Raw genomic sequence first — 25,503 nt, 5'->3', positions numbered from 1 at the left:
AACGATGAATCGTGAAAAATTAGCAAAAAAAGTAGGACAATTACTTGTAATTGGCTTTAACGGAACTAAGGTCCCACAGGAGATACGAGATTTAATTCATACCTATCATATTGGAGCGATTATTTTATTTGGCAGAAATATTGGAGCCCCTAAGGAGGTACTAGCTCTTACTACAGACCTCCAACGAGAGGCAAAAAAGGCTGGGTATACGCATCCACTATTGATATGTGTGGATCAGGAAAATGGAGTGGTTCGTCGTTTAGGAGAGGGAGCTACTATTTTTCCAGGAGCTATGACCCTTGGTGCTACAGGTAATCCTAATCACGCATACAATGTGGGGGTCGCTACAGGAATCGAGCTAAAGGCTTTAGGGATTAACTGGAATCTCGCTCCTGTTTTAGATGTTAACAATAATCCGGATAATCCTGTTATCGGAGTTCGCTCATTTGGAGAATCCGCTGAAAGTGTCTCAAAGTTTGGCCGGGCTTCCATGCAAGGAATGCAAGAGGCTGGTATTGCTACAACCCTTAAGCACTTTCCAGGCCATGGGGACACCAATGTTGATTCACATTTAGATTTACCAACGATTCCACACGGATTGACAAGACTTGAAGAGATTGAATTAAAACCTTTTAGAGAATGTATTGCAGAAGGTGCAGATACAATCATGACTGCACATGTTTACTTTCCATCGATAGAAACAGAACCAGGTGTACCAGCAACGATCTCCAGGAAGGTTATCACGGGTTTATTGCGTGAAAAACTAAAATTTAATGGTGTTGTCACAACAGATTGTATGGAGATGAATGCAATTTTACATGGAGTTGGTACGGAAAAAGGAGCTGTTGCTGCCCTTAAAGCTGGGGTAGATTATGTGATGATTTCCCACACCCTTGAAAGACAGGTTGGGGCGATTGAGGAAATTTTAAAAGCAATTGAAAATGGAGAGTTAACTGAAGAAGAAATCGACCAAGCACTTCAAAGAATCAAAGTGCTTAAAGAAAAGTACTTGAGCTGGCAAGATATTTCTTTAGAGGATGAACCAATTGTACCTGAAACAGTAGGAAGTAAAGAGCATGAAAAAATTGCTTATGAAGCCTATAAGGATAGTGTGACGATTGTAAAAAATGATGGAATGTTACCGCTTCCCCAAAATAACTCGCGCATACTTGTAGTACATCCCGACAATGGCACAACCATGCAGGTGGAGGATAAGCGATATGCCAACCTTTCATTAGGTGCAGCAATAAAAGAGTATCAGCCAGAGGCGGATATCTACCCGTTTTCAAGTGCGTTAGATGAAAAAGAGGTTTCAGCCATTGTTGAAAAGGCAAAAGGGTATGACACGGTTATTGTAGGGACGCTCACAATTACCCCGAGCAGTAATCAAATTGCTTTAGTTGAGAAGCTAATAAAGGAGAAGGGCTCTGTCATTGTAATTGCGATGAGAAGCCCGTACGATTTTGGATATTTACCAGATGTTCCAGTCTATATAAATACCTATGAATTCACATATCCAGCCTTAAAAGTAGCAGCTGGCGCAATTTTCGGAAAGGAGGAAGTTAAAGGAAATCTACCGGTTACTGTTAAGAAAAGATTAGTGGAAGGTAAATAGTGAATCTATTATACCGCTATGAAAGGGAGAAAGTAATGCAGGGAACGGTGAGTTTCTGTAATTTGAATAAGCACAAAGAGTACCAATAAAGGGGGACTACAAATATGAAACTGACAAAACAATTGTTTTTAGTAGGAATAGCGTTAATCATGCTCCTCGCTGCATGTAGCAACAATACATCCTCAAAAAAGGAAGAAAATCCAAAATTAGATGAGGAAGCGTTAGCCAATGTTAATGAAACAGGTTTTCCTATTGTCAAAGATCCATTAACGTTAAAAGTCTTTACAGGGAAGTCGGCTCAAAATGTGAATTCCGATTGGAATGACATCTTGATTTGGAATACATATGCCGAAATGACAAATGTCAATCTTGAGTGGGAACAAATACAAACAGATTCCTTAGAAGAAAAAAGAAACCTTGCTTTAGCTGGTGGAAATCTTCCAGATGTGTTTTTCTTATCTGCAATGCCAACACTAGATCTTTTTAAATACGGTAAACAAGGAACTTTTTTAAAGTTAAACGATCTAATTGATCAATATGCACCAAATTTAAAGAAACTAATGGATGAAAACCCTGAAATACGAAAGGCAATTACTTTCCCAGATGGAAATATTTATTCTCTTCCATCTATAGTTTCACCAGATTTTATGTCTGTTCGAATTGCTAGTAGACCTTGGTTTAGTCAAGAAGCCCTTGATGCAGCGGGTATGGAGGTACCAGAGACAACTGAGGAGTTTTACCAATTCTTAAAAGCATCAAAAGAAAAAACCGGAAAAATACCATATGGTGGGACAAGTATGGCTGAATTTGTATCTTGGTTACAGGGTTCATTCGGAGTCAGTAACAAGGGTGTCAGAAATGCAAATATTGATGTAAACCCAGAAAATGAAGACGAGGTCCGCTTCTATGCAACATCAGATGATTTTAAAGCATTGCTAGAATATGTACATAAACTTTATTCAGAAGGCTTGGTTGAGCAAAATATTTTCTCCATTGATTGGGGTCAATACTTAGCAAATGCTTCAGAAGGAAAGTATGCAAGTACCGTATTCTATGATCCGATAGAACTTTTTGGAGATGAAATCGGAAGTGATTATGTAAGTGCATCAGCATTAAAGGGTCCTAACGGACATCAAGAATTTTCTAAGGTTGCACCGTCAGTATCTTCCATTGGAAACTTTGTCATTACGAGTGAAAATCCAAATCCAGCAGCTACGGTTAGATGGATGGACTACTTCTATAGTGATGAAGGTGCGAGACTTTACTACATGGGTGTAGAGGGAGAAACGTACGAGAAAACAGCTGATGGAAAATATGTATATACAGATAAAATCGTAAATAGTGCTGAAGGCTTAACGATGGAACAGGAGCTTGCAAAGTATCTTACTTGGTTAGGTGGAATTCAAGGAATCATCAAACAAGAATATTTCCAAGGCTCTGAAAATGCCCCAACCTCATTAGAAGCAGCAGAAAAGATTACGCCATATGTTCCTGAAGAAATTTGGCCAGCGTTCTTGTATACAGAAGAGGAAAATAGGTTTTTATCGTCTACAGGAGCAGATATTAATAAATATGTAGCAGAACAAAGAGACAAGTTTATTTCTGGTGACCTTCCATTCTCGGAATGGGATAACTACGTAGAAACGATTGAAAAAATGGGACTAGAAGAATTAATGAAGATCCATCAGGCTGCGTACGACCGTTATAAAAAAGAATAGTAACGAAACAGGAAGATAAAGGATGTCTAGGGGGAGACCTCTTCCCCCGTTTTTGTTTGGAAAGGAGGCTATTAAGTGGAGGCTAAACCAGAAACAACCATACAAACACAGGTATATGCGAGTAGTAGATTAAAACGTGCTAAAAAGAATCTATTACTCAATTGGCAGTTATATGTATTTTTACTACCAGCATTTACATATTTCACCATCTTCCACTACATCCCTATGTACGGAGTTCAAATTGCTTTTAAAGACTTCTATGCGAATCTGGGAATAGTAGGTAGTCCTTGGATTGGATTTGAACACTTTGAGCGTTTTTTTAATTCCTATTATTTTTGGCGACTCTTAAAAAATACAATCATATTAAGCGCGTATGGTTTAATACTATTTCCGTTACCAATCATTTTTGCCCTCGCTTTAAATGAGTTAAAGCATGGACCATTTAAAAAATGGTCGCAGACACTCACATATGCCCCACATTTTATATCTGTGGTTGTTGTTGTAGGTATGCTGGTTGCATTTCTAGATCCTGTAACAGGTTTAGTTAATCATATTGTTGTAACCCTGGGCGGTGAACCAATTAGATTCCTAACAGACCCTGACTGGTTTCGACATATATATGTTTGGTCTGGTCAATGGCAGTCACTTGGTTGGGGGACGATTATTTATCTAGCTGCGTTAGCAGGAGTAAATCCAGAATTACATGAGGCGGCAAGGGTTGATGGTGCGACCAGAATACAACGAATTATTCATATTAATATTCCATCGATATTCCCTACAATTGTCGTGTTATTTATTCTAAATATTGGAAGTTTCATGTCTATTGGTTTTGAAAAAGTTCTTTTGATGCAGAACTCATTAAATGCGGAGACATCTGATATCATTCAAACATTTGTATATCAAACCGGTTTGATTGAAGGACAGTATAGTTTTGCTGCTGCTATTGGATTGTTCGATTCTGTTATTAACATCATACTACTAGTACTCGTCAACTATTTAGCAAGACGTGTTAGTAACAATAGCTTGTGGTAAGAGGTGATCACATGAAAACATTTAGTCTATCAGATAAAGCGTTCGATATCATGAATACAATATTTGTAGCAGTTATTACGTTAATCATTGTATATCCGTTAATTTTTGTTATTAGTGCTTCTATTAGTGATCCCGATGCGGTAAATAGCGGTAGGATGTGGCTTTGGCCAGTTGATGTATCATTTGCAGGTTTTCAAAGGGTCTTTCAGAATGACGCCATATGGGTTGGGTATAAAAATACAATTATTTATACCATTGTGGGGACCTTACTTCACCTACTCGTTCTTCTACCTTGTTCATATGCATTATCTCGAAAAGAACTTAAGGGGAAAAAGATTTTGCTATGGGTGATTTTAATCACCATGCTATTTAGTGGGGGGTTAATTCCAACCTACCTTGTTGTTCAGTCCCTAGGGATGTTGAATACCATTTGGGCGATTGTCATCCCAGGTGTTGTAGGAGCATGGTCCATTCTTGTTGCTAAAACCTTTTTTGAACAGACGATTCCAGACCAATTAGTGGAGGCTTCTAAAATAGATGGTGCCTCTGACTTTACCATTTTTCGTAAAGTGGTTTTACCCTTATCGCTTCCGATTATAGCGGTAATGGCACTATTCCATGCTGTTGGATTATGGAATCAGTATTTTAACGCATTAATTTATTTATCTGATGAAAGTCTTTATCCACTGCAACTGATTTTAAGACAAATACTGATCTTAAATGAAGTTAGTGCTGAAGGTATCGCAGGGGGAGCGGGGACAGCTCAGTCTTTTGTTGAGCAAGTAAAAACGGCTTCACTAGTAAAATATGCGGTGATTATTGTATCGGCTTTGCCCTTACTTATTGTCTACCCATTTCTACAAAGGTTTTTTGTTAAAGGTGTATTAATTGGCTCCGTTAAAGAATAAGGCTACACAAAGACTATCAATCTATAGGGGGATGTTTGCATGAATGGCATAGCAAGTGGATATTATCGTTTATGTGTATCAATTACAAAGTTCGCATATCTCAATTTGCTATGGGTCGGGTTTGCCTTACTTGGATTAATTGTTTTTGGGTTTATGCCAGCAACGGTGGCAATGTTTGCTGTTGTCCGAAAATGGATTATTGGAGAAAAAGATATAGACATTTTTAGGTCTTTTTGGAAGTCATATAAAAGTGAATTTGTGAAATCTAATATCATTGGAATTAGTATGTTATTGATTGGTTATTTGTTGTCGATTGAATTTCAAATTTTAAGAAGTCAAGAAAGCCTAGCTTATTTTATAGCCAGTTATGGTGTAATAGCGCTATTTCTAATATACATTATAATTCTTTTGTATATCTTTCCTTTATTTGTTCATTTCAATTTAAAGATTGGACAATATGTAAAATGGTCATTCGTAATAGGGATGGTTCATCCAATTCTCACTATATTTTTACTTGTGATCATTAGTATAAGTATCTATTTATCTTTGAAGTTTTTCCCGGCTTTCCTTTTCTTTTTTGGGGGAAGTGTTATAGCTTACGTCGTTATGTGGGGGACAGCCAAAACGTTCCCTAAATATGAGAAAGCATCAGAAATATGAATACAGGATGGATGATACATGTTAAAAATTGAAGCATTAACGACAGAAATGAGAAATGAAAAAAGTATGAATATCGACCAATTGTCAACTCGAGAGATATTAGAGACCATTAATGACGAAGATAAAAAGGTTGCTGGTTGTGTAGAAGCAGTATTGCCTGAAATTGCAGCGACTGTCGATATCGTCTATCAATCGCTATTGAACGGTGGAAGATTAATTTATGTAGGAGCCGGTACAAGTGGGCGACTTGGAATCCTGGATGCTGTAGAATGCCCGCCAACCTATCGTACCTCGCCTGAATTGGTTCAGGGAATCATGGCTGGGGGAAGTCGTGCTTTAGTGGAAGCAGTAGAAGGTGCAGAGGACGACCCTCATTTAGGGGCACAGGATTTAGGTGCAAAAAACCTTACCAACCATGATGTTGTAGTAGCAATTGCAGCAAGCGGAAGAACGCCCTATGTAGTAGGTGCACTTCAGTATGCAAAAAAGATTGGTGCAAAAACGATTAGCTTATCGAGTAATCAGGATTCAATCATTAGTAAATACTCTGATATAGCCATTGAAGTATTAACAGGACCAGAAGTATTGACGGGCTCAACACGTATGAAAGCAGCAACCTCCCATAAACTTGTATTGAACATGATTACTACCTCATCCATGATAAAACTAGGTAAGGTATATGAAAATTTAATGGTGGACGTAAATGCTAGTAATGTGAAATTAAAGGAACGTGCAAAAAACATTGTATCTACAATAACGAAAGAGCCTTATAACAAGGTGGAACAAATACTAGAAATAACAAATTATGAAGTAAAGCCAGCCATTGTGATGATCAAGGCAGCAGTTAATTTAGAAGTCGCTAAAGAAAGCATCAAACTTACAAATGGGTTTGTTCGAGAAGCGATTGAAGTAGCACAGCAAGCAGTAAATTTAAATAGTGACTATGGAAAGGGCTGACTCTAATATGAGTCGGCCATTATTTTTGCATAAGAAGCATAAGTTAATAATTTTTGAAATATAAATACAATATATTATATTTTTTAATAAAATTAGATTTCATTTGTTTTTATTCCGTGATATACTGTTGATAGTTCAAAAGTTTAGTATAGAAGAAATTCTATATTTTTTATTTAGGTTTGTAAGCGTTATCTTCATTTATATGGTAATTAGTTCCTATAGTCTTACGTACAGTTTTGGGAGTATTCTAAAAATAATTACATATTAACAAAAAATAGGAGAGGTGTAAACAAAATGGAAAATAAGAAGCATTTAGTCCTAGTAGGAGCACACTGTGGGGACGTCGAGATTCAAGGTGGAGCAATTGCTCATAAATATGCAAAAGCTGGATGGGATGTGACATTTGTTCATTTGACTGCAGGTGAAAAAGGAAATCCTCCACATATATCAGTAGATGACTACCGTAAACAGAAAATCCAAGAAGCTGAAAAAGTGGCAGAAATCTTAGGTGGAAAAAGTATAACACTAGATTACAAGGATGCAGAATTGAAGCTGGATGATGAGATTGTTACCCGTGTGGCAACACTAATGCGTAAACTGCGTCCAACTGTTGTAATCACACACTGGGTGAACAGTATCCATCCCGACCATGCACTTTGTCCGAGAATTGTAGAAGCTGCCCAATTAAAGGCAGGTCTTCCAGGATTTGATCTAGAAGGTCTACCTCCACATTTCTACCCATTCTATCATAGTGAAAACTGGGAGGACATGGAGGGATACGTTCCTGATATTTTTGTAGATGTGTCTGAAGAATTTGAAACATATCTGGAAGCGTTGTCAAACTATTGGTTTATTATGAATTCAAAATCATTCCGATACTATGACTATTACAAAGCACTAGGGACAGTTCGAGGCTGTGTAAGTCGAGCCAAATATGCCCAAACGTTAAAATTCCCAACAGGTGGTAATGTGAGAAGAGGGTTTATTCCAGGACATGAAATTTAAGTTCTGAGAAGAACAAACCCCTATTTCCTATGAATAACTACTTGAAGAGGCGTTATGCGAGTGTGTAGCGCCAGGATTTTTCCCTTATATATGAATGAAAGGGGTTGTCTCAACTCTCATGAATAAAACAGTGAATATTGAAACCAATGACCCGAAAACTTCCATTTCAAACGGGGTACCAAAAGATCGTAAAGTAAGAACACAGAGAATGAGGAAGATCATTAAGCATTGGCAGTTATATATTTTACTAGCACCAGCAATTATCTATTTTCTAGTTTTTAAATACTATCCAATGTATGGTGTGCAAATTGCATTTAAGAATTTTCGAGCAGTAGATGGCATTCTTGGTAGTGAATGGGTTGGTTTCGATCATTTTACTAGATTTTTTGAATCGTATTATTTCTGGGACTTAATGTGGAATACATTATCGATTAATTTATATCAATTATTGCTTTTCCCAGTTTCTATAATTGTTGCATTGTCATTAAATGAATTAAGGGATGGAAAGTTCAAAAAAACCGCCCAAACTATTACCTATGCACCACATTTTATTTCTGTAGTTGTTTTCGTTGGTATGCTTATTGCATTTTTGGATCCCGCGACAGGTATTATCAATCATTTCATTCAACTATTAGGCTTTGAACCTATTGATTTTATGACAAGCCCTGCATGGTTCAAAACAATCTTTGTGTTTTCTGGAGAATGGCAAAACCTCGGATGGGGAGCGATTATCTACTTAGCAGCCTTAGCGGGGATTGATCCACAGTTGCATGAAGCCGCAAAAGTAGATGGAGCAACTAGATGGCAAAGGATATGGCATATAAACCTTCCTGGAATCATGCCAACAATTATTATTCTCCTCATCTTAAATATGGGTAACTTTATGTCAGTTGGTTTTGAAAAAATCCTTTTAATGCAGAATCCGTTGAACCTAGAGGCTTCCCAAGTCATTCAAACCTATGTATATGACATTGGATTATTGAATGGTCAGTTTAGCTACTCGACGGCTGTCGGATTATTTAACTCCGTAATAAACTTTATCATTTTAATCGTATTTAACAGACTCGCAAGAAAAACGGGTACAAGTCTATGGTAAAGGAGTATCCAGCATGAAGATAAAACCGAAAAAGTCTAGCAAAATCATGGAAACAAAATCGGATCGAATGTTTGATATCACGAATAAAATTCTCGTTTGGTTTTTCATCATAATTATCATGTATCCACTTATTTATATCGTGAGTGCATCGATTAGTAACCCGAGCTTTGTAAACTCTGGTGAAATGTGGTTGTTCCCAAAGGATATTACATTTGAAGGATTCCAAAGGGTCTTTGAAAGTAAAGACATTTGGATAGGATATCGAAACACGATTTTTTACACATTGTTGGGTACTTTTATTAACCTGGCTGTTACTTTACCATGCGCATATGCCTTATCTCGAACAGAGCTAGTTGGTAAAGGCGTCATAATGGGTATGCTGATTTTCACCATGTTCTTTGATGGTGGGCTTGTTCCAACTTATCTCCTCGTTAGAGATCTAGGAATGGTCAATACCATTTGGGCTATGGTTATCCCTAGTGCAGCATCTGTATGGAATATTATCGTAACAATGACTTTCTTTAAAGTAACGATTCCAAGAGGTTTAGAGGAAGCAGCAGAGGTGGATGGTGCTTCTGTATTCAGAACGTTCTTTCAGATTGTGCTACCATTATCCGCACCAATTATTGCAGTAATGGCTCTATTCTATGGAGTCGGCCATTGGAATCAGTATTTTGGAGCATTAATTTATTTAACGGATCGAGAACTTTTCCCACTACAGCTTATTTTAAGGGAAATTTTAATACAGCAAGAAATTGCAACAGAAATCATGATGCAAGGTGGAAACATAGAGGCGATTGGGGAACAAGCACGAATTGCAAGTATTGTGAAATATGCAGTCATGATTGTATCTGCGGCTCCATTATTAATCGCCTATCCATTCTTACAGCGCTTCTTCTTAAAAGGCGTCATGATTGGCTCTGTAAAAGGATGATTGTTTTCCATTTAACAAGGGGGTGAGAAAGAAGGGGGAAGTCTGACAAGGGGCATTTATTAGATGAAACATAATTACAATTAAGGGGGATTCTTTGTGAAGTTCAAAAAGCAAATGAAAATAGCTGGAACAGTGTTGTTAGCATCTAGTTTACTTCTTGGAGCCTGTTCGAATAAAGAAGAAGTATCAAAAGAGAAAGAAGCACCAAAGAACTTAAATGCAACAGGATATCCAATTGTAAATGAAGCGTTAACTTTAGAAATGATGGGACAGAGTTCACCGCTTCAGCCAAATTGGGGAGATATGAATTTCTTCAAGAAAATGAAAGAGTTAACTAATATGGATTTCACCTACAGAACTTCAACATCAGATCAATATGCACAGCAAAAACAATTAGCGTTTACGAGTATGGAGCTTCCGGACGTCTTTTTCGGAGCAAACTTCACTGCTGCCGAAGAGGTTGACTACGGTACACAAGGATTACTAGCTCCACTTGAGGACCTAATTGACCAATATGCACCAAATTTACAAAAGGTAATGGAAAAATATCCAGATTTAAAGTCTTCTATAACAGCACCAGATGGTCATATTTATGCGTTACCAGGGATTGATACATCTACAACATCTCAAGTACCAATTATGTGGATGAATGGGTACTGGTTAAAAAATCTAGGTGTTGATAAAAGACCTGAATCAACTGAAGAGCTATACCAATTATTAAAGGATTATAAAGAAAAAGATCCAAATAAAAACGGAAAAGCGGATGAAATTCCATTAACTGCTTCAAGTGTTGCTGAACTTAGATATCACTTTATGCCGGCTTTCGGAATTAACCAACAAGGCGGAATTTTTGAAAAGGATGGCAAGGTTGGATATGCATTCGTTCAGGATGGATATAAGGAATACTTAAAATACTTAAACCGTTTATACTCTGAAAAGCTTTTAGACCAACAGGTATTCTCTCATACATGGGAACAATATGTAGCTAAAGGAGCAGAAGATCTTGTAGGTGTTTTCCCTACTTGGCCAATTGTAATGGTAGGCTATGCTGATCCAACATTAGGGGCAAATTATCCATTGTTACCACCTTTAACAAGTGAGCTTAATAATCAAAAGCTTATGACAAAGCTTTCTGAAATCAAAAGAGGACGTGCAGCGATTTCATCAGAAAATGAACAACCGGAAGCAACTATGCGTTGGTTGGATTATATGTACTCTGAAGAAGGTACTTACCTAGCTCGTTTAGGTGTTGAAGGTGAGAACTGGGAGTGGGATGATAAAGGAAACTGGAAGCTGTTAGCCCCAGAAGGTATGAATACAACACAAGCAAACGCACAGCACGCTCCGGGCGCTGGCACTCCTGTACCAATGGTGTTAGAACAGGAGTTCTTTGCAAAAGAAGATAACCCAACTATTCACCTAATTTCAGGTTGGATTGAGGAAGAGTATTTACCATATGCGGAATTACCATTCCCGCAAGTGTACTTTACTGAAGAAGAACAAGCGAAACTCAATACAATTAAACCAGATTTAGATTCTTACTTAGAGCAAATGGAAGCGAAATTTGTTTCTGGTCAAGCATCCATTGAGGGTGAGTGGGATAATTTCGTAAAAACATTAAACAAATTAGGTGCTGAAGAAATGGCAAAAATCAACCAAGCAGCATACGACCGTTGGGCAGAAGCAAAATAAAAAACAAAGGATTCACTGTCCCTGGACCAAAGATGGTCACAGGGACAGGTTCCTTGTCCCAAATAGGGCACATGTTTTTGAGGTGAAATGTAATGGGTATAGGTTTTGAAGGATTAATTTGGAAAATTTATCGAATAGCGGAGGCTATAACTAGAATATTGTATATCAATCTTCTTTGGGTAGCCTTTTCATTGTTAGGAGTCATTGTTTTAGGCTTATTCCCTGCCACAGCAGCGATGTTTTCAGTTGTTCGGAAGGGGATGCTAGGTGAGAAAGATATTCCAATTTTTAAGACCTTCTGGCAATATTACAAATCCGAGTTTATTCAATCGAACCTACTTGGGTATGCATTGGTAGTAATAGGTGCAGTGCTATACATTGACCTTCGATTTTTCCAAAAATCTGATGGAATCATTACACTTGGACTTTCTTATTTATTTTTATTTTTATTATTGGTGTATTTTACAGTTGCGCTCTATATTTTTCCGGTTTTCGTTCATTATCAGTTTAAAACGTTAGAATATATCAAATATGCATTAATTATGGCGATTGGTCGTCCTTTTCAAACTCTATTCATGATCGTAGGCTGTCTTTTGGTGCTCACTCTCTTACGAATGGTACCGATGTTAATTCTTTATTTTGGTGGTTCTTTACTGTGTTATGTACTTATGTGGATTTCGATTAAATCATTTCCAAAAGAAGAAATCCAAGAATGATGAATATAAACATGAGCAGACCTATTGAGGAACGGATGGTTAGGAGTGGTTTAATGAAGATTGGTTTAGATGTTTTTTTAGAGAGTCAATATAAAGACTATCTAGGTAAACGTATTGGGCTTGTAACAAATATTACGGGTGTTAATCAAAACCTTGTTCCTTCAATTGACTTATTTTATGAACACCCAGACATACAGTTAGCAGCATTATACGCACCTGAGCATGGCATTCGTGGCGATGCGAAGGAAGGGGAAAAGGTAGAAACAACAGTGGATCCAGATACGGGGTTACCAGTTTTTAGTTTATATGGGGAAAGTCGAAAACCCTCTAAGGAAATGTTAGACCCAATTGATGTGGTCGTTTTTGATCTTCAAGATATTGGCTCAAGATATTATACATTTATTTACACGATGGCCTATGTGATGGAGGCTTGCGCGGAATACGGAAAAGAATTCGTTGTTTTGGACCGACCTAATCCTGTTTCAGGAGAAAGATTGGAAGGGAACTTAGTAGAAGAGGATGTAAGGTCGTTTGTAGGTTTACTACCAATACCGAACAGACATGGCATGACTGTCGGGGAACTTGCTTTATTATTTAAACATGAATTTGGGTATGATTGTGAGTTAACTATTGTTCCAATGCAAGGTTGGAATAGAGATATGTACTATGATGAAACAGGCCTTTTTTGGGTACCTCCTTCTCCGAACACAACAAACATTGATATGAATATCTTATATCCAGGTACTTGTCTTGTGGAAGGAACAAATTTATCAGAAGGAAGAGGAACGACAAGACCTTTTGAATATATTGGTGCTCCATATATAGACGGGCAAAGGTTAGCAAGGACATTTAACCAAAAAAAGATTTCTGGTGTGTTAGCACGCCCTACATCGTTTATTCCTACCTATCAAAAGCATAAAGACGAAGTATGTCGAGGAATACAACTACATGTAGTTGATAGACGAATATTAAATTCTTTGGAAGCAGGAATTTTACTTATAGAAACGATAGCTGACATGTATCCACATGATTTCAGCTTTATCAGTAATAATAATGGAAAATACTTTTTTGATTTATTAGCGGGAACGAAAAAGTTAAGGGAATACATTTTACATGGAACTTCAGGTGATTTCTTGGAGGCATGTGAAGGGCAAGTGGCTTCTTTCAAAAAACAAAGAGAACCATATCTTTTGTATAAATAGGATGGTAAAAATATGACAAATATTTCAACTTTAACAACCGAATTGAGAAATAAAAGTTCTGCGAATATCGATAATATGTCCACTATGGAAATCTTAAAGACTATTAATAATGAGGATAAAACAGTAGCTTATCGTGTAGAAGATGTTCTGCCCGAGATAGAAAAGACTGTAGAAATCGTCTATCAATCTTTAAGTCAAGGTGGCAGATTGTTTTATATTGGCGCAGGTACGAGTGGGAGAATTGGGATTTTGGATGCAGTTGAATGCCCACCAACTTTTAGTACTCCCACTGACCTTGTGCAAGCAATTATCGCAGGTGGAAATAATGCTTTTATTCAAGCAGTGGAGGGCGCGGAAGACAATATCCATTTAGGTGCTAGGGACTTGGAGGAAAGAAACCTTACAGAAATTGATGTTGTTATCGGGATTGCTGCAAGCGGAAGAACGCCATATGTGATTGGAGCGCTTCAATATGCGCAGCAAATTGGTGCGAAGACAGTTAGTTTGTCTAGTAATAAAAACTCAAAGATTAGCCAGCATGCTGACCTTGCCATCGAAGTTGAAACGGGACCTGAGGTACTGACTGGTTCAACCCGGATGAAGGCTGCGACTGCCCATAAATTGATCTTAAATATGATCACAACCTCAACGATGATAAAGGTTGGAAAAGTATATGAAAATCTAATGGTCGATTTAAAAGTAAGCAATATCAAGCTTCAGGAACGTGCAAAAAATATTGTTTCCACCATTACAAATGTTTCTTATGAAAAGGCAACAGAAATATTGGAAAAAACCAACTACGAGGTTAAACCAGCTATTGTCATGATAAAAGCAGCTGTCTCCTTTGAGGACGCAAAAAAATACATTCACTCAGCTAATGGATTTGTACGAAAGGCAATCGAATTGGCTAGTAAGGAAGGGAATTAATATGGTGGAATATAGATACTATCAATCAGGTGATGAAAAACAAATTGTAGAACTTTGGAATCAAACCTTATGGAAGGATCCGATCACTTCCAGGCGTTTTCGTAATCTTGTTTTATTAGATGCGAATTTTGATCCAGCAGGAATGAGACTTGCTTTTGAGAATCATAAGTTAATAGGCTGTGTGTATGCAGTAAGAAGGCTGTTGCCAATGTTCGGAACAGATTTGGAACCAGACAACGGATGGATACCTTTCTTTTTCGTCGATAAAGATTACCAACGGACAGGTGTTGGTGCACAATTAATGAAAGAGGCTGTTCATTTTCTAAAAGAGAATAATAGAAAGCATGTATTTTTCTCTTCTTATGCACCAAATTATATCATGCCAGGGATTGATGAAGCTGCTTATCCGCAAGCCTATCAGTTTTTACAGGCACAAGGTTTTACTAAGCTTTATTCTCCAATAGCGATGGATCGTAATTTAGTTGATTTTAAGCTTTCCGATGAGATAAAGGAACTTGTGAAACAAAGAGAGGAAGAGGGATACACCTTTACAAAAGCAGAGGATAAAGACCTTTATGAAGTTATCCAATTTGCAAACGTAAAATTTAACCCGGATTGGGGAAGAGCCATTCGTGAAGGCGTCCTACAGGGATTACCTATGGAGCGAATTCTTGTTGCCAGACAAGGTGATAAAGTTGTAGGGTTTTGTATTTATGGAGGCTATGAACAGGTACCAGACCGGTTCGGACCATTTGGAGTTGACCCGGAGCAGCAAGGAAAAGGGCTGGGGAAAATTCTATTGCATCTTTGCTTGCAGAGTATGAAAGCAGAGAGTTTACACGGGGCTTGGTTCCTTTGGACAGGTGAAAAGACCTCAGCTGGATACCTTTACAAAAAAACGGGTTTCATAATCACTCGAACATTCCATGTTATGAAAAGGGATATTTAATTTCATAGATGACGTGCTTACATTTAAGTTGAAATTAGGGATTATTTTAGTCTATTGTTATAATTGGGAACTATCCAACATGGAACGTAACAACTGTAAACAATAGTAGTTAGATAAATAGAAATGAGCTGATACATGTATGTCTACAAATGGAGGACTTGTTATTCTTACAGAAATGCTACCAAGCTTGCCGCCATCTGAGAAAAAAATTGCCTCTTATATCATTGAGAATCCACAGGAGTCAATTTCATTAACTGCAAATGAACTTGGAAAAAGAAGTTCAACGAGTGGTGCAGCAGTCATAAGGCTTTGTAAATCTCTTAATTTAAAAGGATTTCAAGATTTAAAGCTACGAATTGCAGGGGATCTTCAAAAAACAAATGAAATGGGATTTAGCGATATTGAGCCGAATGAGTCAATTGGTTCTGTAATTGAAAAGATGACGAATAATAGTATCCAAACAATTAGAGAAACCGCTGAGTTACTGAATGTTGATGAGCTCGAAAAGGCGATTGAGGTAGTCAGAAATGCAAGGAAAATCCATTTTATTGGTGTAGGGGCATCAAGCATTATCGCTCAGGATGCACAGCAGAAATTCCTTCGAATCAATAAAACGGCTTACGCATTCGCTGATATGCACATGGCAGCCACTCAAGTTGCAAATGCAGAAGCTGGTGACGTGGTTGTCGGAATTTCATTCTCGGGAGAAACAAAAGAGGTTGCGCGGGTATTGCAGCTAGCGAAGGAGAAGAAGGCTACGACGATTAGTTTAACAAAATACGGTAGCTCATTTGTTACCGATGCTGCGGATATTAAATTGTATACTTCTGTAACAAAAGAAACGACCTTTAGGAGCGGTGCTACTTCCTCGCGTATTGCGCAACTACAAGTCATTGACATTCTTTTCATGTGTGTAGCCTCATTACAATACGATGATACATTGATGCATTTAAATGCGACTCGTGAAGCGGTAGAGTTTCTAATGGGTAAGAATAAGTAAAAACAACTAAAATCTAGGGCTAACTCGAAAATGGGTTAGTCTTTTTTATCACAAAAATCGGGGGAATCATACCATGTATATTTTAGGCATTGATGGTGGTGGAACGAAAACAAAAGGGGTCATTGCCACAGAAGCAGGAACTATTATAGCTGAAGCAACAGTAGGGGCATCAAACCCTAATAATGTAAAAAAGGAAGATTTGAAAAAAGAGCTTGGTAAGTTAATAGATATATTGAAGACCGAGAGCAGGGATACCTTTAAAGAGGTGAAAAGAGCGTATGCAGGGATGTCAGGAGTTGACCATCCTTCGGCGCGTAAAGAGATGAAACTACTGCTGGAATCCCTATTACCAGAGTCTATTCTGGTAACGGTGAATAATGATGCAATCACTGCCTTGTATTCTGGTACGTTAGGAAAACCAGGTGTTGTCCAAATTGCCGGTACGGGTTCAATAACATTTGGGTTAAATAACGAGGGAATTCTTGACCGTGTTGGTGGTTGGGGCTATCTACTAGGTGAGGGAGGAAGTGGCTTTGCTGTAGGTAGCGAAGGATTACAGGAAGCCTTTCGTGCTCATGACGGATTAGGGAGCAGAACGGAGTTAACCTCATTAATATGTGGTCATTTTCAAGTAGAGACTCTTCCAGAAATCATCCATTCTATTTATAACGCAGTAAATCCTAAAGAATTGATTGCCTCTTTAAGTAGGCATGTCTTTACTGCTGCAGATCATGGTGACAAAGTTGCTCAAGCAATCATTCAAAAAAATGCCATTCATATTGGAGAAGCAGTGAGTTGTTTAATAAACAAGCAATTTAACGAAAACGAAAGAGCACATGAAATACCGGTCGTACTTGCAGGAGGACTGTTTAATCGCCTTGATTTATTTAAGGGACCAATGGAAGAGATCTTTGAGAAATATTCAATCAACACTAAGCTAATTAGACCGGAAATTGAGCCTGTTGGTGGGGCAGTGATTGCGGGACTGCTTGAGGAAAATATTAAAGTGGATGCGGGATTTATTGAGGGATTTAGTAAGGAAAAATTGTAAAGCAATCTTCCTGTTGCAATCAAGTATAATTGCACTTTATTTTTTGAGTTGCAAAATTGAAAAGAAGGTTTTCTAATATCCAAGAAAACCTTCTTTTTTTGATTCAACTTATATCTTAGTTAAATACGATTTCTCAATCGATTTCACGTTGCTTTCCAGCATCGCTTTTACTTCTTCAGAGGCATCACTCTTATTGAGGTGTTTTAGAAAAAAGCCTATATGTTTAATCGCTTGTTCATTGTTACCTTTTTGATAATGATGTTCTGCCTGAATTAGTCGGTTTGTTAACTGTTTTAATAGGGAATGCTTGATCACCCCATCTTCTTCTAAGCTAGTGATTTGTTCAATTAAAGAAGCCGTTGTTGTCTCGACTGTGATAGTAATGATATTCGACTTTACTTCTTTACCTTTATAGGTAACAATTGCGTGAATTTCTGTGGTGCCTGCGTTATTTGCATTCAGTTTGCCGTTTGCAATCGATGCAACATTGGAATTAGAGCTAAACCATTCAATGCCTGCATTTGTCAGGTCGGCTTTTTGGTTGTTAGCTAGAATACCTTCAAGGCTAAATTCTGCTTGAAGATTTTGTTGGATTGTTTCATTTTTAACGGATATATTAACCGTATTTAAGTTTACCTGAATCGGATCCTTTAAAACCTGATATAAAGAGTCTAGTAAATCAATACCATGGTCTTGACTGACCTCCCAAATCATTGCTCCTCCAAGGCCTCTCTCACGAATATAGTTAGCTTTGATCTGCATTGATTCTGGATCATCATATGTGATAAAAATTGATTTTTCAGCGTTAAATAAGTATGGTGTTTGTGTTCCTTCATCCCAGAAACGCTTATACCCATTATTTAAATAATCATCACGCATAATTCGACTGTATGTTGCTGACCCACTGCCCTCATATGGTTGACGAAGACCATTGTTTTCACTTGAAGTTACATCGTAACGGTATCCGTAAAATGGAACGCCCATTACGATTTTTTCAGCAGGTACCCCCGCATCTAAGTAGGCCGTTACTGCCTTATCCACACTCCACGTTTTACCGTTGTCATCATAAAGCGGTGCGTTATGATCCGCAAGTGGTTCCCAAGTTCCATGGATATCATATGTCATGATTTGTACATAGTCTAAATATTGTTGGGATTCCCCAAGTGTTGCATTCTGTACAAAGCCTGTATTAGCGGCTCCAGCAATGGACAATGAATAATGATTACCATCCTTTTCTCCTTGTTCATCAAGCTTTTCACGTATTTTTTCTAAAAGAAGAGGGTAGTTTTCTTTGTCAGCAGGGTTCGGGTATGTGCCAGGACCTCCGCCACTAACTGGATATTCCCAATCTAGATCAACACCATCAAAGCCATGTTCAATAATAAAATCTACTAAACTATTGGCAAAGATTGTTCTTGCTTCATCGGTGGCTGCAGCTTCTGAGAAGCCTCCAGAACCACCCCAACCACCAACAGCAATTGTTGTTTTCAAATGTGGATACTTTTCCTTTAATTTGCGGAGCTCTGCAAAATTAATCGGATCATTTGTAGGGTCACTCATTTTGATTTTATGGTCTTCTCCAACAAGCCCGAATGCATAGTTGATATGCGTGAGTCGACTTGCATCTAAATCATGCATAATATCGAATCCACTTAATGTAGCCCAGCCTGCTAAATAGGCAATCATGTAATTTTGTGGTGGTGCGTCAGCAGGATCCCATTCTGGTGGGATATATCCTTCTACGATATTATCTACTAAGAATATTCTTGTAACCGTTGTTTTTTGACCTTGCGCATCTGTAGCGACTGCTTTTATAATGGCAGTACCCTCGGGTGCAGATGTTGTATCCCAACCAACGCTGTATACATCACCGTCTTTTTTTGTACCAGGAAACTTCCAATAGCCGCTTTCCGGTGCAGCAGTTGTTTTAACAAATATCTCAACATTTTCTACACTTGGGTCTTCCGCAGATACTGAAACGTTAATCGAGCCGGAATAACCCTCGCTTCTAGGGGAGACTCCGTTTGGCTCAGGGGCTTGGATTTCACTGATAAAAGGTTGAGATGAAACAGCTTCATTTGTTAAAACAGTAATGGTATTGTCATCAATAGAAAGGTTATTATAAATGTCCTTTGCCTTCACCCTAAATGAATATAAGGTATCAGCTTCTAATCCTTCAATCTCAATTGAAGTCTCTTTCGTTTCTGCAATTTTTTCTCCACCTTGGTAAATCTCATAGTTAAATAGCTTTGTAGAAGTAGATTTAGTCCACGTCAAGTTAACACTTGAGGCTGTTCGAGATGTTACCTGTAAATCCTTAGGTGATGCAGGAGACGTTGGCTCTGCATAGTTTTTAACAAGAACGTTTCTTACAACTGTCTCAACTTCACCTGAAGTATAGGTGATATCAACTCGTAGGCTATATTCGCCATCTGGAACCCACGGATCTCCAGTAGCCCAACTCCACGAATAAGGAGCCTTTGATAAAGGGGCATAGGGATAGTAGATAGAATCAGGCTCATTAACAGCCTTTGCAAAGAATTGTACTTTTTCTACAGGTTTTGATGGATCAGGAACAGCTGTAACTAATGGACTGCCTTTTACGGTATTTCCACCTTCTTCAGTTGTGGTAACATCGATGTAAGAGGCTGAGTTGGAATCTCCGTCTTGTGCAAAAGCACTTGTGACAACGCTTCCAAAAATGATAATTAGTAAACAAAGTATTCGGAAAAATTTCGACAAACTTTTTCATCCCCTTATAAATTAATCCAATTTTTGAAAATGTACTTATGTTTAATCTTGAGGAAACTTGCTGGAACATATCGTGGTGGTAAGAGCATGGTGTAGGTTGTAATACTTTTTATCGATTTCCTAGAAATCACCTCCCACTGATTCTATCAACCTAGGAAAAAATGGCTGATATTGTAAATCTAGTGTATCACCATTGAATTTTTATTTCAATATTGTTAATATAGGTATAAATTATTATTTTAAAATGCTCGTTATCGATATATTCTTGTTGATTTGGAAATCGCGTTTTATCAATAAGTAGTGATAGCTTTTAAAAACCTACTAAAGGGAGCTGAATGTATGGAATACAGAAGTTGGAATATTGATAGGTTAGAAGAGTTGGTAGGTCTTTGGAATCGGGAGATAGGTCGCGATTTTCCGATGAGTCTTGATTTATTTAAACAAAATAGCTTTGATGATTGTAATGTGTTTACAGAGGGTTCACTTATTGCGGTAAATGAAGAAAATCAAGTAGTTGGATTTGTTGTAGCTAAAAGATGGCGGGATGAAATAGATGTTGGGATTAGTAAAGAAACGGGATGGATCCAAGTATTGCTTGTGGATCGAAATTACCGCAACCAGGGGATTGGAAAAAAACTTCTTCAGCATGCAGAGCAAAAATTACAAGAGAGTGGAATGAATCATATATGGCTTGGAAAGGATACGTGGCACTACTTTCCGGGAATTCCGTCTCAATATGGTGAGACTGCAAGGTGGTTTGAAAAGTTCGGTTATATACATAGTACCAAGGAGTATGATTTAGATTGTCATTTTGAAGAACATGAAATAGAGGTTCCTTTAAAACAGGGAGTGACGCATTCACTTCTTCAATTGGTAGAAAAGGAGGAGTTTCTATCATTTTTACATCGTTGTTTTCCTGGAAGATGGGAATATGAAGCGATTCAATATTTCCAAAAAGGTGGTCAAGGTAGGGAGTTTGTTGTCCTTAAAAAGAATGGTCGGATAATCGGCTTCTGTAGGATAAATGATTCGAAGTCACCTGTCATCGCACAAAATGTCTATTGGGCTCCTTTGTATCAACAAGAGTTAGGGGGGATAGGCCCACTCGGGATTGATTCGACTGAGCGAAAAAATGGGTATGGACTATTTATTGTCGAAGCGGCAGTCTCCTATTTGCATAAGCGTCATATTCATTCGATGCTTATCGATTGGACCGGATTAGTGACATTCTATAACAAATTAGGTTTTGAAGTTTGCAAAAGCTATCACTCGTACTTCAAAAAAATAGAAAGGTAGGTAACATAATGAGGGAAAAGATACTAGAATTTCTTCAGAGGGAGATTGACTTAAAGCATATACCTGGCGCGGTAATAGGTATTACTCATAATGGAAAAGTCATCATAGAGGAGGCAATAGGCCATAGTGCAGTATATCCAGAAAAAACACCGATGAAACAAAATACTGTATTTGACCTAGCTTCATTGACTAAAGTGGTAGCAACCTTACCTGTCATATTAAAGTTGATTGATGATGGGGAAGTTCGATTAGATGATCCAGTTTCTTTTTTCCTACCTGAGTTTGGACAGAAGGGTAAAGAGCATATTACAGTAAGACATTTGTTAACACATACATCCGGATTGCCTGCACATAAGCAATATTATGTAGAGGACTTAACGACAGACCAAATCCTTGAACGGATCTATGGAGAGTCACTCGAAGTACCGACTGGAAGCAAAGTAATCTATAGTGATTTAGGATTAATCACACTATATAAAATTATTGAGCTACTAACAGGGCAACCTTTTGAACGGTTTGTTGAGAAAGAAATCTTTGCCCCACTTGGAATGATAGAAACGGGATTTAATCCAACCTTTGAAAAAGAAAGGTTTGCTGCTACAGAATTTAGTGAAAAACTGAAAGGCTATAAAAAAGGAATCGTCCACGACGATAATACAGAGTCAATGGGTGGAATAAGTGGTCATGCAGGCTTGTTTTCAACCATTCAAGACCTTCAAAAATATGCTGAGATGATTGAAAATAATGGTGCATATAAGGGAAAGCAAATTCTATCAGAAGCTGTTCTACATTTATCAAAGAAAAATTTTACCTCTTTTGACCAGGAGTACAGGGGATTAGGCTGGATTTTAAAAAGCCCGGTGTTGTCATCCTGTGGTGATCTATTTTCGCAAGGTTCTTATGGACATACAGGATTCACAGGTACAAGTATCTGGTTTGATCCACAAGTGAACCTTACTGTTATTCTTTTGACAAACCGTGTGCATTTTGGGAGACAACCGCACATTTTACGGCTAAGACCGAGGTTGCATAATATGATTCGAGCCCATTTTTAGTCCGTTTAACATTAACCTTTACATGAGACCAGAGATGGTCTTTTTTTTGTTGCAGTTACTTGCGATTAAGTGAGTGGTTTTACTGGAATTCGCCAAAATCCCAGTCATTTCGCTCGTTTATGATCTGGGTTCTACCAGTGATCGCCAAAAGTCTTGTCATAATAAACGTCTATGCTCTTGGTTTTTCCAAAAAACACCAAAAGCCCAGTCATATCATACGTTTATGCTTTAGGTATTACCAAAAATAACCAAACGTCTAGTCGCATCACTCGTTTATGCTCAGGGTTTTACCAAAAATCTCCAAAACTTCGTTCATATCACACGTTTATACAATAAGTATTACCAGAAATCCCCAAAACCCTAGCCATATCCATCGTTTATTCTTAAATTTTTACCAAAATTCCCCAAAGGTGCTTTCAAAGCAGATCTTTGTCCTCCAAAACTCAAAACCAAACTGATTAAAACGCACTCTTTGTATCACAAATCCAAAACTAACAAATAATATAATAATAATAAGAAAAAGTGTCCACGGGGTATAAACATTTTATGAATAATGTGGTAAAGTAGGAAGTATAAATGTTGATATAAAAGGATTTATGAAAAGTGAAATGTATTCCCTAGAAATACACTTGTGTTTTGCAAACATACAAAGGAGGATTCAAATGTCGAAGGTGTTGGACTCATTTTTGCATGAAAATCTGGAGGATTTAAAGACGAAAGGTCTTTACAATGTAATCGACCCTCTACAAGGTGCAAACGGACCTATTATTAAAATCAATGGAAAAGAGCTTATTAACCTATCTTCTAACAACTACTTAGGATTAGCTACCGATGAGCGTCTAAAAGAGGTTGCGAAGGAAGCAATTGATACGTACGGAGTTGGAGCAGGTGCGGTTCGAACCATCAATGGTACACTTGATCTTCATATAAAATTAGAGGAAAAGCTGGCTGAGTTTAAACATACAGAGGCAGCGATTTCATATCAATCTGGCTTTAACTGTAATATGGCTGCAATTTCAGCGGTTATGGATAAAAACGATGCGATTCTTTCAGATGAGCTAAATCATGCTTCTATTATTGATGGATGCCGTCTTTCAAAGGCGAAAATTATTCGTGTCAACCACTCTGACATGGATGATTTACGAAAAAAGGCAAAAGAAGCAACTGAATCTGGTTTATATAACAAAGTCATGGTAATCACAGACGGAGTTTTCTCCATGGATGGTGACATTGCGAAACTACCTGAAATCGTAGAAATTGCAGAGGAATTTGATCTCATTACATATGTAGATGATGCACACGGTTCAGGTGTTTTAGGAAAAGGTGCTGGTACGGTTAAGCACTTTGGTCTTTCCGATAAAGTAGATTTCCAAATTGGAACTCTTTCAAAAGCGATTGGTGTTGTCGGTGGTTATGTGGCAGGTAAGAAGGCGTTAATTGATTGGCTAAAAGTTCGAAGCAGACCATTCCTATTCTCAACTGCTGTTACGCCAGCCGATGTTACTGCCGCTACAAAAGCAATTGAAATTTTAATGAGCAGCACTGAACTTCACGACAAGCTATGGGATAATGCCAATTACTTCAAGCAACAGTTAAAAGAGCGTGGTTTCGATATTGGCCACAGTGAAACTCCAATCACACCAGTAATTGTTGGGGAAGAAGTTAAAACACAAGAGTTCAGTAAGAGATTAATTGAAGAAGGCGTCTATGCAAAATCGATTGTATTCCCAACTGTACCAAAAGGAACAGGAAGGGTCCGCAATATGCCAACAGCTGCACATACAAAAGAAATGCTTGATGAAGCCGTTGCCATTTATGAAAAAGTAGGCAAGGAAATGAACATTATCTAAAAGCTGATCAGAAGATCATCTTGGGGGAATGAATAATGGAGAAAATTATTGTTACTGGAGCCTTGGGCCAAATCGGTTCAGAGCTTGTCACAAAACTTCGTAACGTTTATGGTGCTCAAAATGTTGTGGCAACAGATATTCGAAAAACGGATAGTGACGTTGTTCACTCTGGTCCGTTTGAAATTTTAGATGTAACAGATGGAAAAGCAATGTACGATATTACGAAAAAATACAATGCAGACACATTAATTCACTTAGCAGCATTGCTATCCGCAACTGCAGAAGCGAAGCCACTATTAGCTTGGAATTTAAATATGGGTGGACTTGTAAATGCATTAGAAGTTGCTCGTGAATTGCGTTGTCAATTTTTCACACCAAGTTCAATTGGGGCATTTGGTCCTTCTACACCAAAGGATGCAACCCCACAGGACACCATTCAGCGCCCTACCACCATGTATGGTGTGAACAAGGTTTCTGGCGAATTACTTTGTGATTATTACAATCATAAATTTGGTGTTGATACAAGAGGACTCCGTTTCCCAGGGCTTATTTCGTATGTGACCCCACCTGGTGGTGGTACAACAGATTATGCTGTGGAAATTTATTATGAAGCACTGAAAAATAAAAGCTATACATCGTATATTGATAAAGGTACGTATATGGATATGATGTATATGCCAGATGCGCTTCAAGCGATTGTAGACTTAATGGAAGCAGAGGAGTGCAAGCTAAAACACCGAAATGCTTTCAATGTTACAGCGATGAGCTTTGCGCCAGAAGAAATTGCAGCAGTTATCAAAAAGCATATTCCCGATTTTACGATGAATTATGATGTTGACCCAGTCCGTCAAGCGATCGCTGAAAGCTGGCCAAATTCAATTGATGCAACTGCAGCAAAAGAAGAGTGGGGCTTTAAAGCACAATATGATCTTGAATCAATGACCAAAGATATGTTAGAAAAATTGAGTGTCAAGCTAGTGAAAAATGCAGGCTAAATAAAAAGGAGGAGTATGAATGAACTGACCTAGCCAAATGAGACATATATAAAACACCTATCCATATTAAATTTAACACTTTTTCATTAATTTG

Annotated in this window: 21 protein-coding genes; 20 read left to right on the top strand and 1 reads right to left on the bottom strand. The window is 37.9% G+C overall.

What is annotated here, in order from left to right; all coding sequences use genetic code 11:
- Window positions 1-4 precede the first annotated feature (4 nt).
- From nagZ to ACR65M_RS11685, 16 genes are all read left to right on the top strand, one after another.
- On the top strand, window positions 5-1,615 hold the full coding sequence (gene nagZ, locus ACR65M_RS11760) for a beta-N-acetylhexosaminidase (RefSeq protein WP_341333319.1): 1,611 nt from the start codon (window positions 5-7) through the stop codon (window positions 1,613-1,615).
- Window positions 1,616-1,719: 104 nt separating this feature from the next.
- Window positions 1,720-3,333 (top strand): extracellular solute-binding protein, encoded by a 1,614-nt coding sequence (locus ACR65M_RS11755; protein ID WP_121448380.1) that lies wholly within the window; start codon window positions 1,720-1,722, stop codon window positions 3,331-3,333.
- 75 nt (window positions 3,334-3,408) lie between these two features.
- Entirely contained in the window at window positions 3,409-4,365 is a 957-nt protein-coding gene (locus ACR65M_RS11750; protein WP_440273400.1) for an ABC transporter permease, read from the top strand.
- An 11-nt stretch (window positions 4,366-4,376) separates the two neighbouring features.
- The gene (locus tag ACR65M_RS11745; protein WP_121448379.1) at window positions 4,377-5,273 is read left to right on the top strand and encodes an ABC transporter permease subunit; all 897 of its coding nucleotides are present in this window, start codon (window positions 4,377-4,379) and stop codon (window positions 5,271-5,273) included.
- A gap of 39 nt (window positions 5,274-5,312) precedes the next feature.
- Window positions 5,313-5,933, top strand: coding sequence for a YesL family protein (locus ACR65M_RS11740; RefSeq protein ID WP_341333317.1), 621 nt, complete (start codon window positions 5,313-5,315; stop codon window positions 5,931-5,933).
- An 18-nt stretch (window positions 5,934-5,951) separates the two neighbouring features.
- Window positions 5,952-6,890 carry an N-acetylmuramic acid 6-phosphate etherase gene (murQ, locus tag ACR65M_RS11735; protein WP_440273399.1) on the top strand — a complete coding sequence of 313 codons (939 nt, stop codon included), beginning with the start codon at window positions 5,952-5,954 and terminating at the stop codon, window positions 6,888-6,890.
- A 294-nt stretch (window positions 6,891-7,184) separates the two neighbouring features.
- Complete coding sequence (locus tag ACR65M_RS11730) at window positions 7,185-7,895, top strand: PIG-L family deacetylase (protein WP_121448376.1); 711 nt, start codon at window positions 7,185-7,187, stop codon at window positions 7,893-7,895.
- 118 nt (window positions 7,896-8,013) lie between these two features.
- The gene (locus ACR65M_RS11725; RefSeq protein WP_121448375.1) at window positions 8,014-8,991 is read left to right on the top strand and encodes an ABC transporter permease; all 978 of its coding nucleotides are present in this window, start codon (window positions 8,014-8,016) and stop codon (window positions 8,989-8,991) included.
- A gap of 13 nt (window positions 8,992-9,004) precedes the next feature.
- Window positions 9,005-9,925: a carbohydrate ABC transporter permease gene (locus ACR65M_RS11720; RefSeq protein ID WP_121448374.1), complete on the top strand. Its 921-nt coding sequence runs from the start codon at window positions 9,005-9,007 to the stop codon at window positions 9,923-9,925.
- Between the two features lie 96 nt (window positions 9,926-10,021).
- Window positions 10,022-11,617 carry an extracellular solute-binding protein gene (locus ACR65M_RS11715; RefSeq protein WP_440273398.1) on the top strand — a complete coding sequence of 532 codons (1,596 nt, stop codon included), beginning with the start codon at window positions 10,022-10,024 and terminating at the stop codon, window positions 11,615-11,617.
- A 92-nt stretch (window positions 11,618-11,709) separates the two neighbouring features.
- Window positions 11,710-12,333, top strand: a complete 624-nt coding sequence (locus ACR65M_RS11710; RefSeq protein WP_440273397.1) for a YesL family protein — start codon at window positions 11,710-11,712, stop codon at window positions 12,331-12,333.
- A 53-nt stretch (window positions 12,334-12,386) separates the two neighbouring features.
- Window positions 12,387-13,535 carry an exo-beta-N-acetylmuramidase NamZ family protein gene (locus tag ACR65M_RS11705; RefSeq protein ID WP_121448371.1) on the top strand — a complete coding sequence of 383 codons (1,149 nt, stop codon included), beginning with the start codon at window positions 12,387-12,389 and terminating at the stop codon, window positions 13,533-13,535.
- Window positions 13,536-13,547: 12 nt separating this feature from the next.
- Window positions 13,548-14,462, top strand: coding sequence for an N-acetylmuramic acid 6-phosphate etherase (gene murQ / locus ACR65M_RS11700; RefSeq protein WP_440273396.1), 915 nt, complete (start codon window positions 13,548-13,550; stop codon window positions 14,460-14,462).
- 1 nt (window position 14,463) lies between these two features.
- Complete coding sequence (locus ACR65M_RS11695; RefSeq protein WP_440273395.1) at window positions 14,464-15,411, top strand: GNAT family N-acetyltransferase; 948 nt, start codon at window positions 14,464-14,466, stop codon at window positions 15,409-15,411.
- 139 nt (window positions 15,412-15,550) lie between these two features.
- On the top strand, window positions 15,551-16,411 hold the full coding sequence (locus tag ACR65M_RS11690; RefSeq protein WP_440273394.1) for a MurR/RpiR family transcriptional regulator: 861 nt from the start codon (window positions 15,551-15,553) through the stop codon (window positions 16,409-16,411).
- A 73-nt stretch (window positions 16,412-16,484) separates the two neighbouring features.
- On the top strand, window positions 16,485-17,462 hold the full coding sequence (locus ACR65M_RS11685; RefSeq protein WP_440273393.1) for an N-acetylglucosamine kinase: 978 nt from the start codon (window positions 16,485-16,487) through the stop codon (window positions 17,460-17,462).
- A gap of 108 nt (window positions 17,463-17,570) precedes the next feature.
- Here ACR65M_RS11685 and ACR65M_RS11680 read toward each other — a convergent pair whose 3' ends face one another.
- Complete coding sequence (locus tag ACR65M_RS11680) at window positions 17,571-20,204, bottom strand: glycosyl hydrolase family 18 protein (RefSeq protein WP_440273392.1); 2,634 nt, start codon at window positions 20,202-20,204, stop codon at window positions 17,571-17,573.
- A gap of 348 nt (window positions 20,205-20,552) precedes the next feature.
- Between ACR65M_RS11680 and ACR65M_RS11675 the strand changes: the two genes are divergently transcribed.
- The 4 genes from ACR65M_RS11675 to ACR65M_RS11660 all read left to right on the top strand — a co-directional run bounded on the left by ACR65M_RS11675 (window position 20,553) and on the right by ACR65M_RS11660 (window position 25,409).
- A complete protein-coding gene (locus tag ACR65M_RS11675) occupies window positions 20,553-21,509 on the top strand; it encodes a GNAT family N-acetyltransferase (protein WP_440273391.1) in 957 nt (318 codons plus the stop codon).
- Between the two features lie 8 nt (window positions 21,510-21,517).
- A complete protein-coding gene (locus ACR65M_RS11670) occupies window positions 21,518-22,564 on the top strand; it encodes a serine hydrolase domain-containing protein (protein ID WP_440273390.1) in 1,047 nt (348 codons plus the stop codon).
- A gap of 662 nt (window positions 22,565-23,226) precedes the next feature.
- Window positions 23,227-24,414, top strand: coding sequence for a glycine C-acetyltransferase (locus tag ACR65M_RS11665; RefSeq protein ID WP_440273389.1), 1,188 nt, complete (start codon window positions 23,227-23,229; stop codon window positions 24,412-24,414).
- Between the two features lie 35 nt (window positions 24,415-24,449).
- On the top strand, window positions 24,450-25,409 hold the full coding sequence (locus tag ACR65M_RS11660) for an L-threonine 3-dehydrogenase (RefSeq protein ID WP_440273388.1): 960 nt from the start codon (window positions 24,450-24,452) through the stop codon (window positions 25,407-25,409).
- The last annotated feature ends 94 nt before the right edge of the window (window positions 25,410-25,503 follow it).

Source organism: Ferdinandcohnia sp. SAFN-114, from assembly GCF_059415045.1.
The sequence above is the reverse complement of the archived record's forward strand: the minus strand, read 5'-3'. Positions and strand labels throughout refer to the sequence as shown.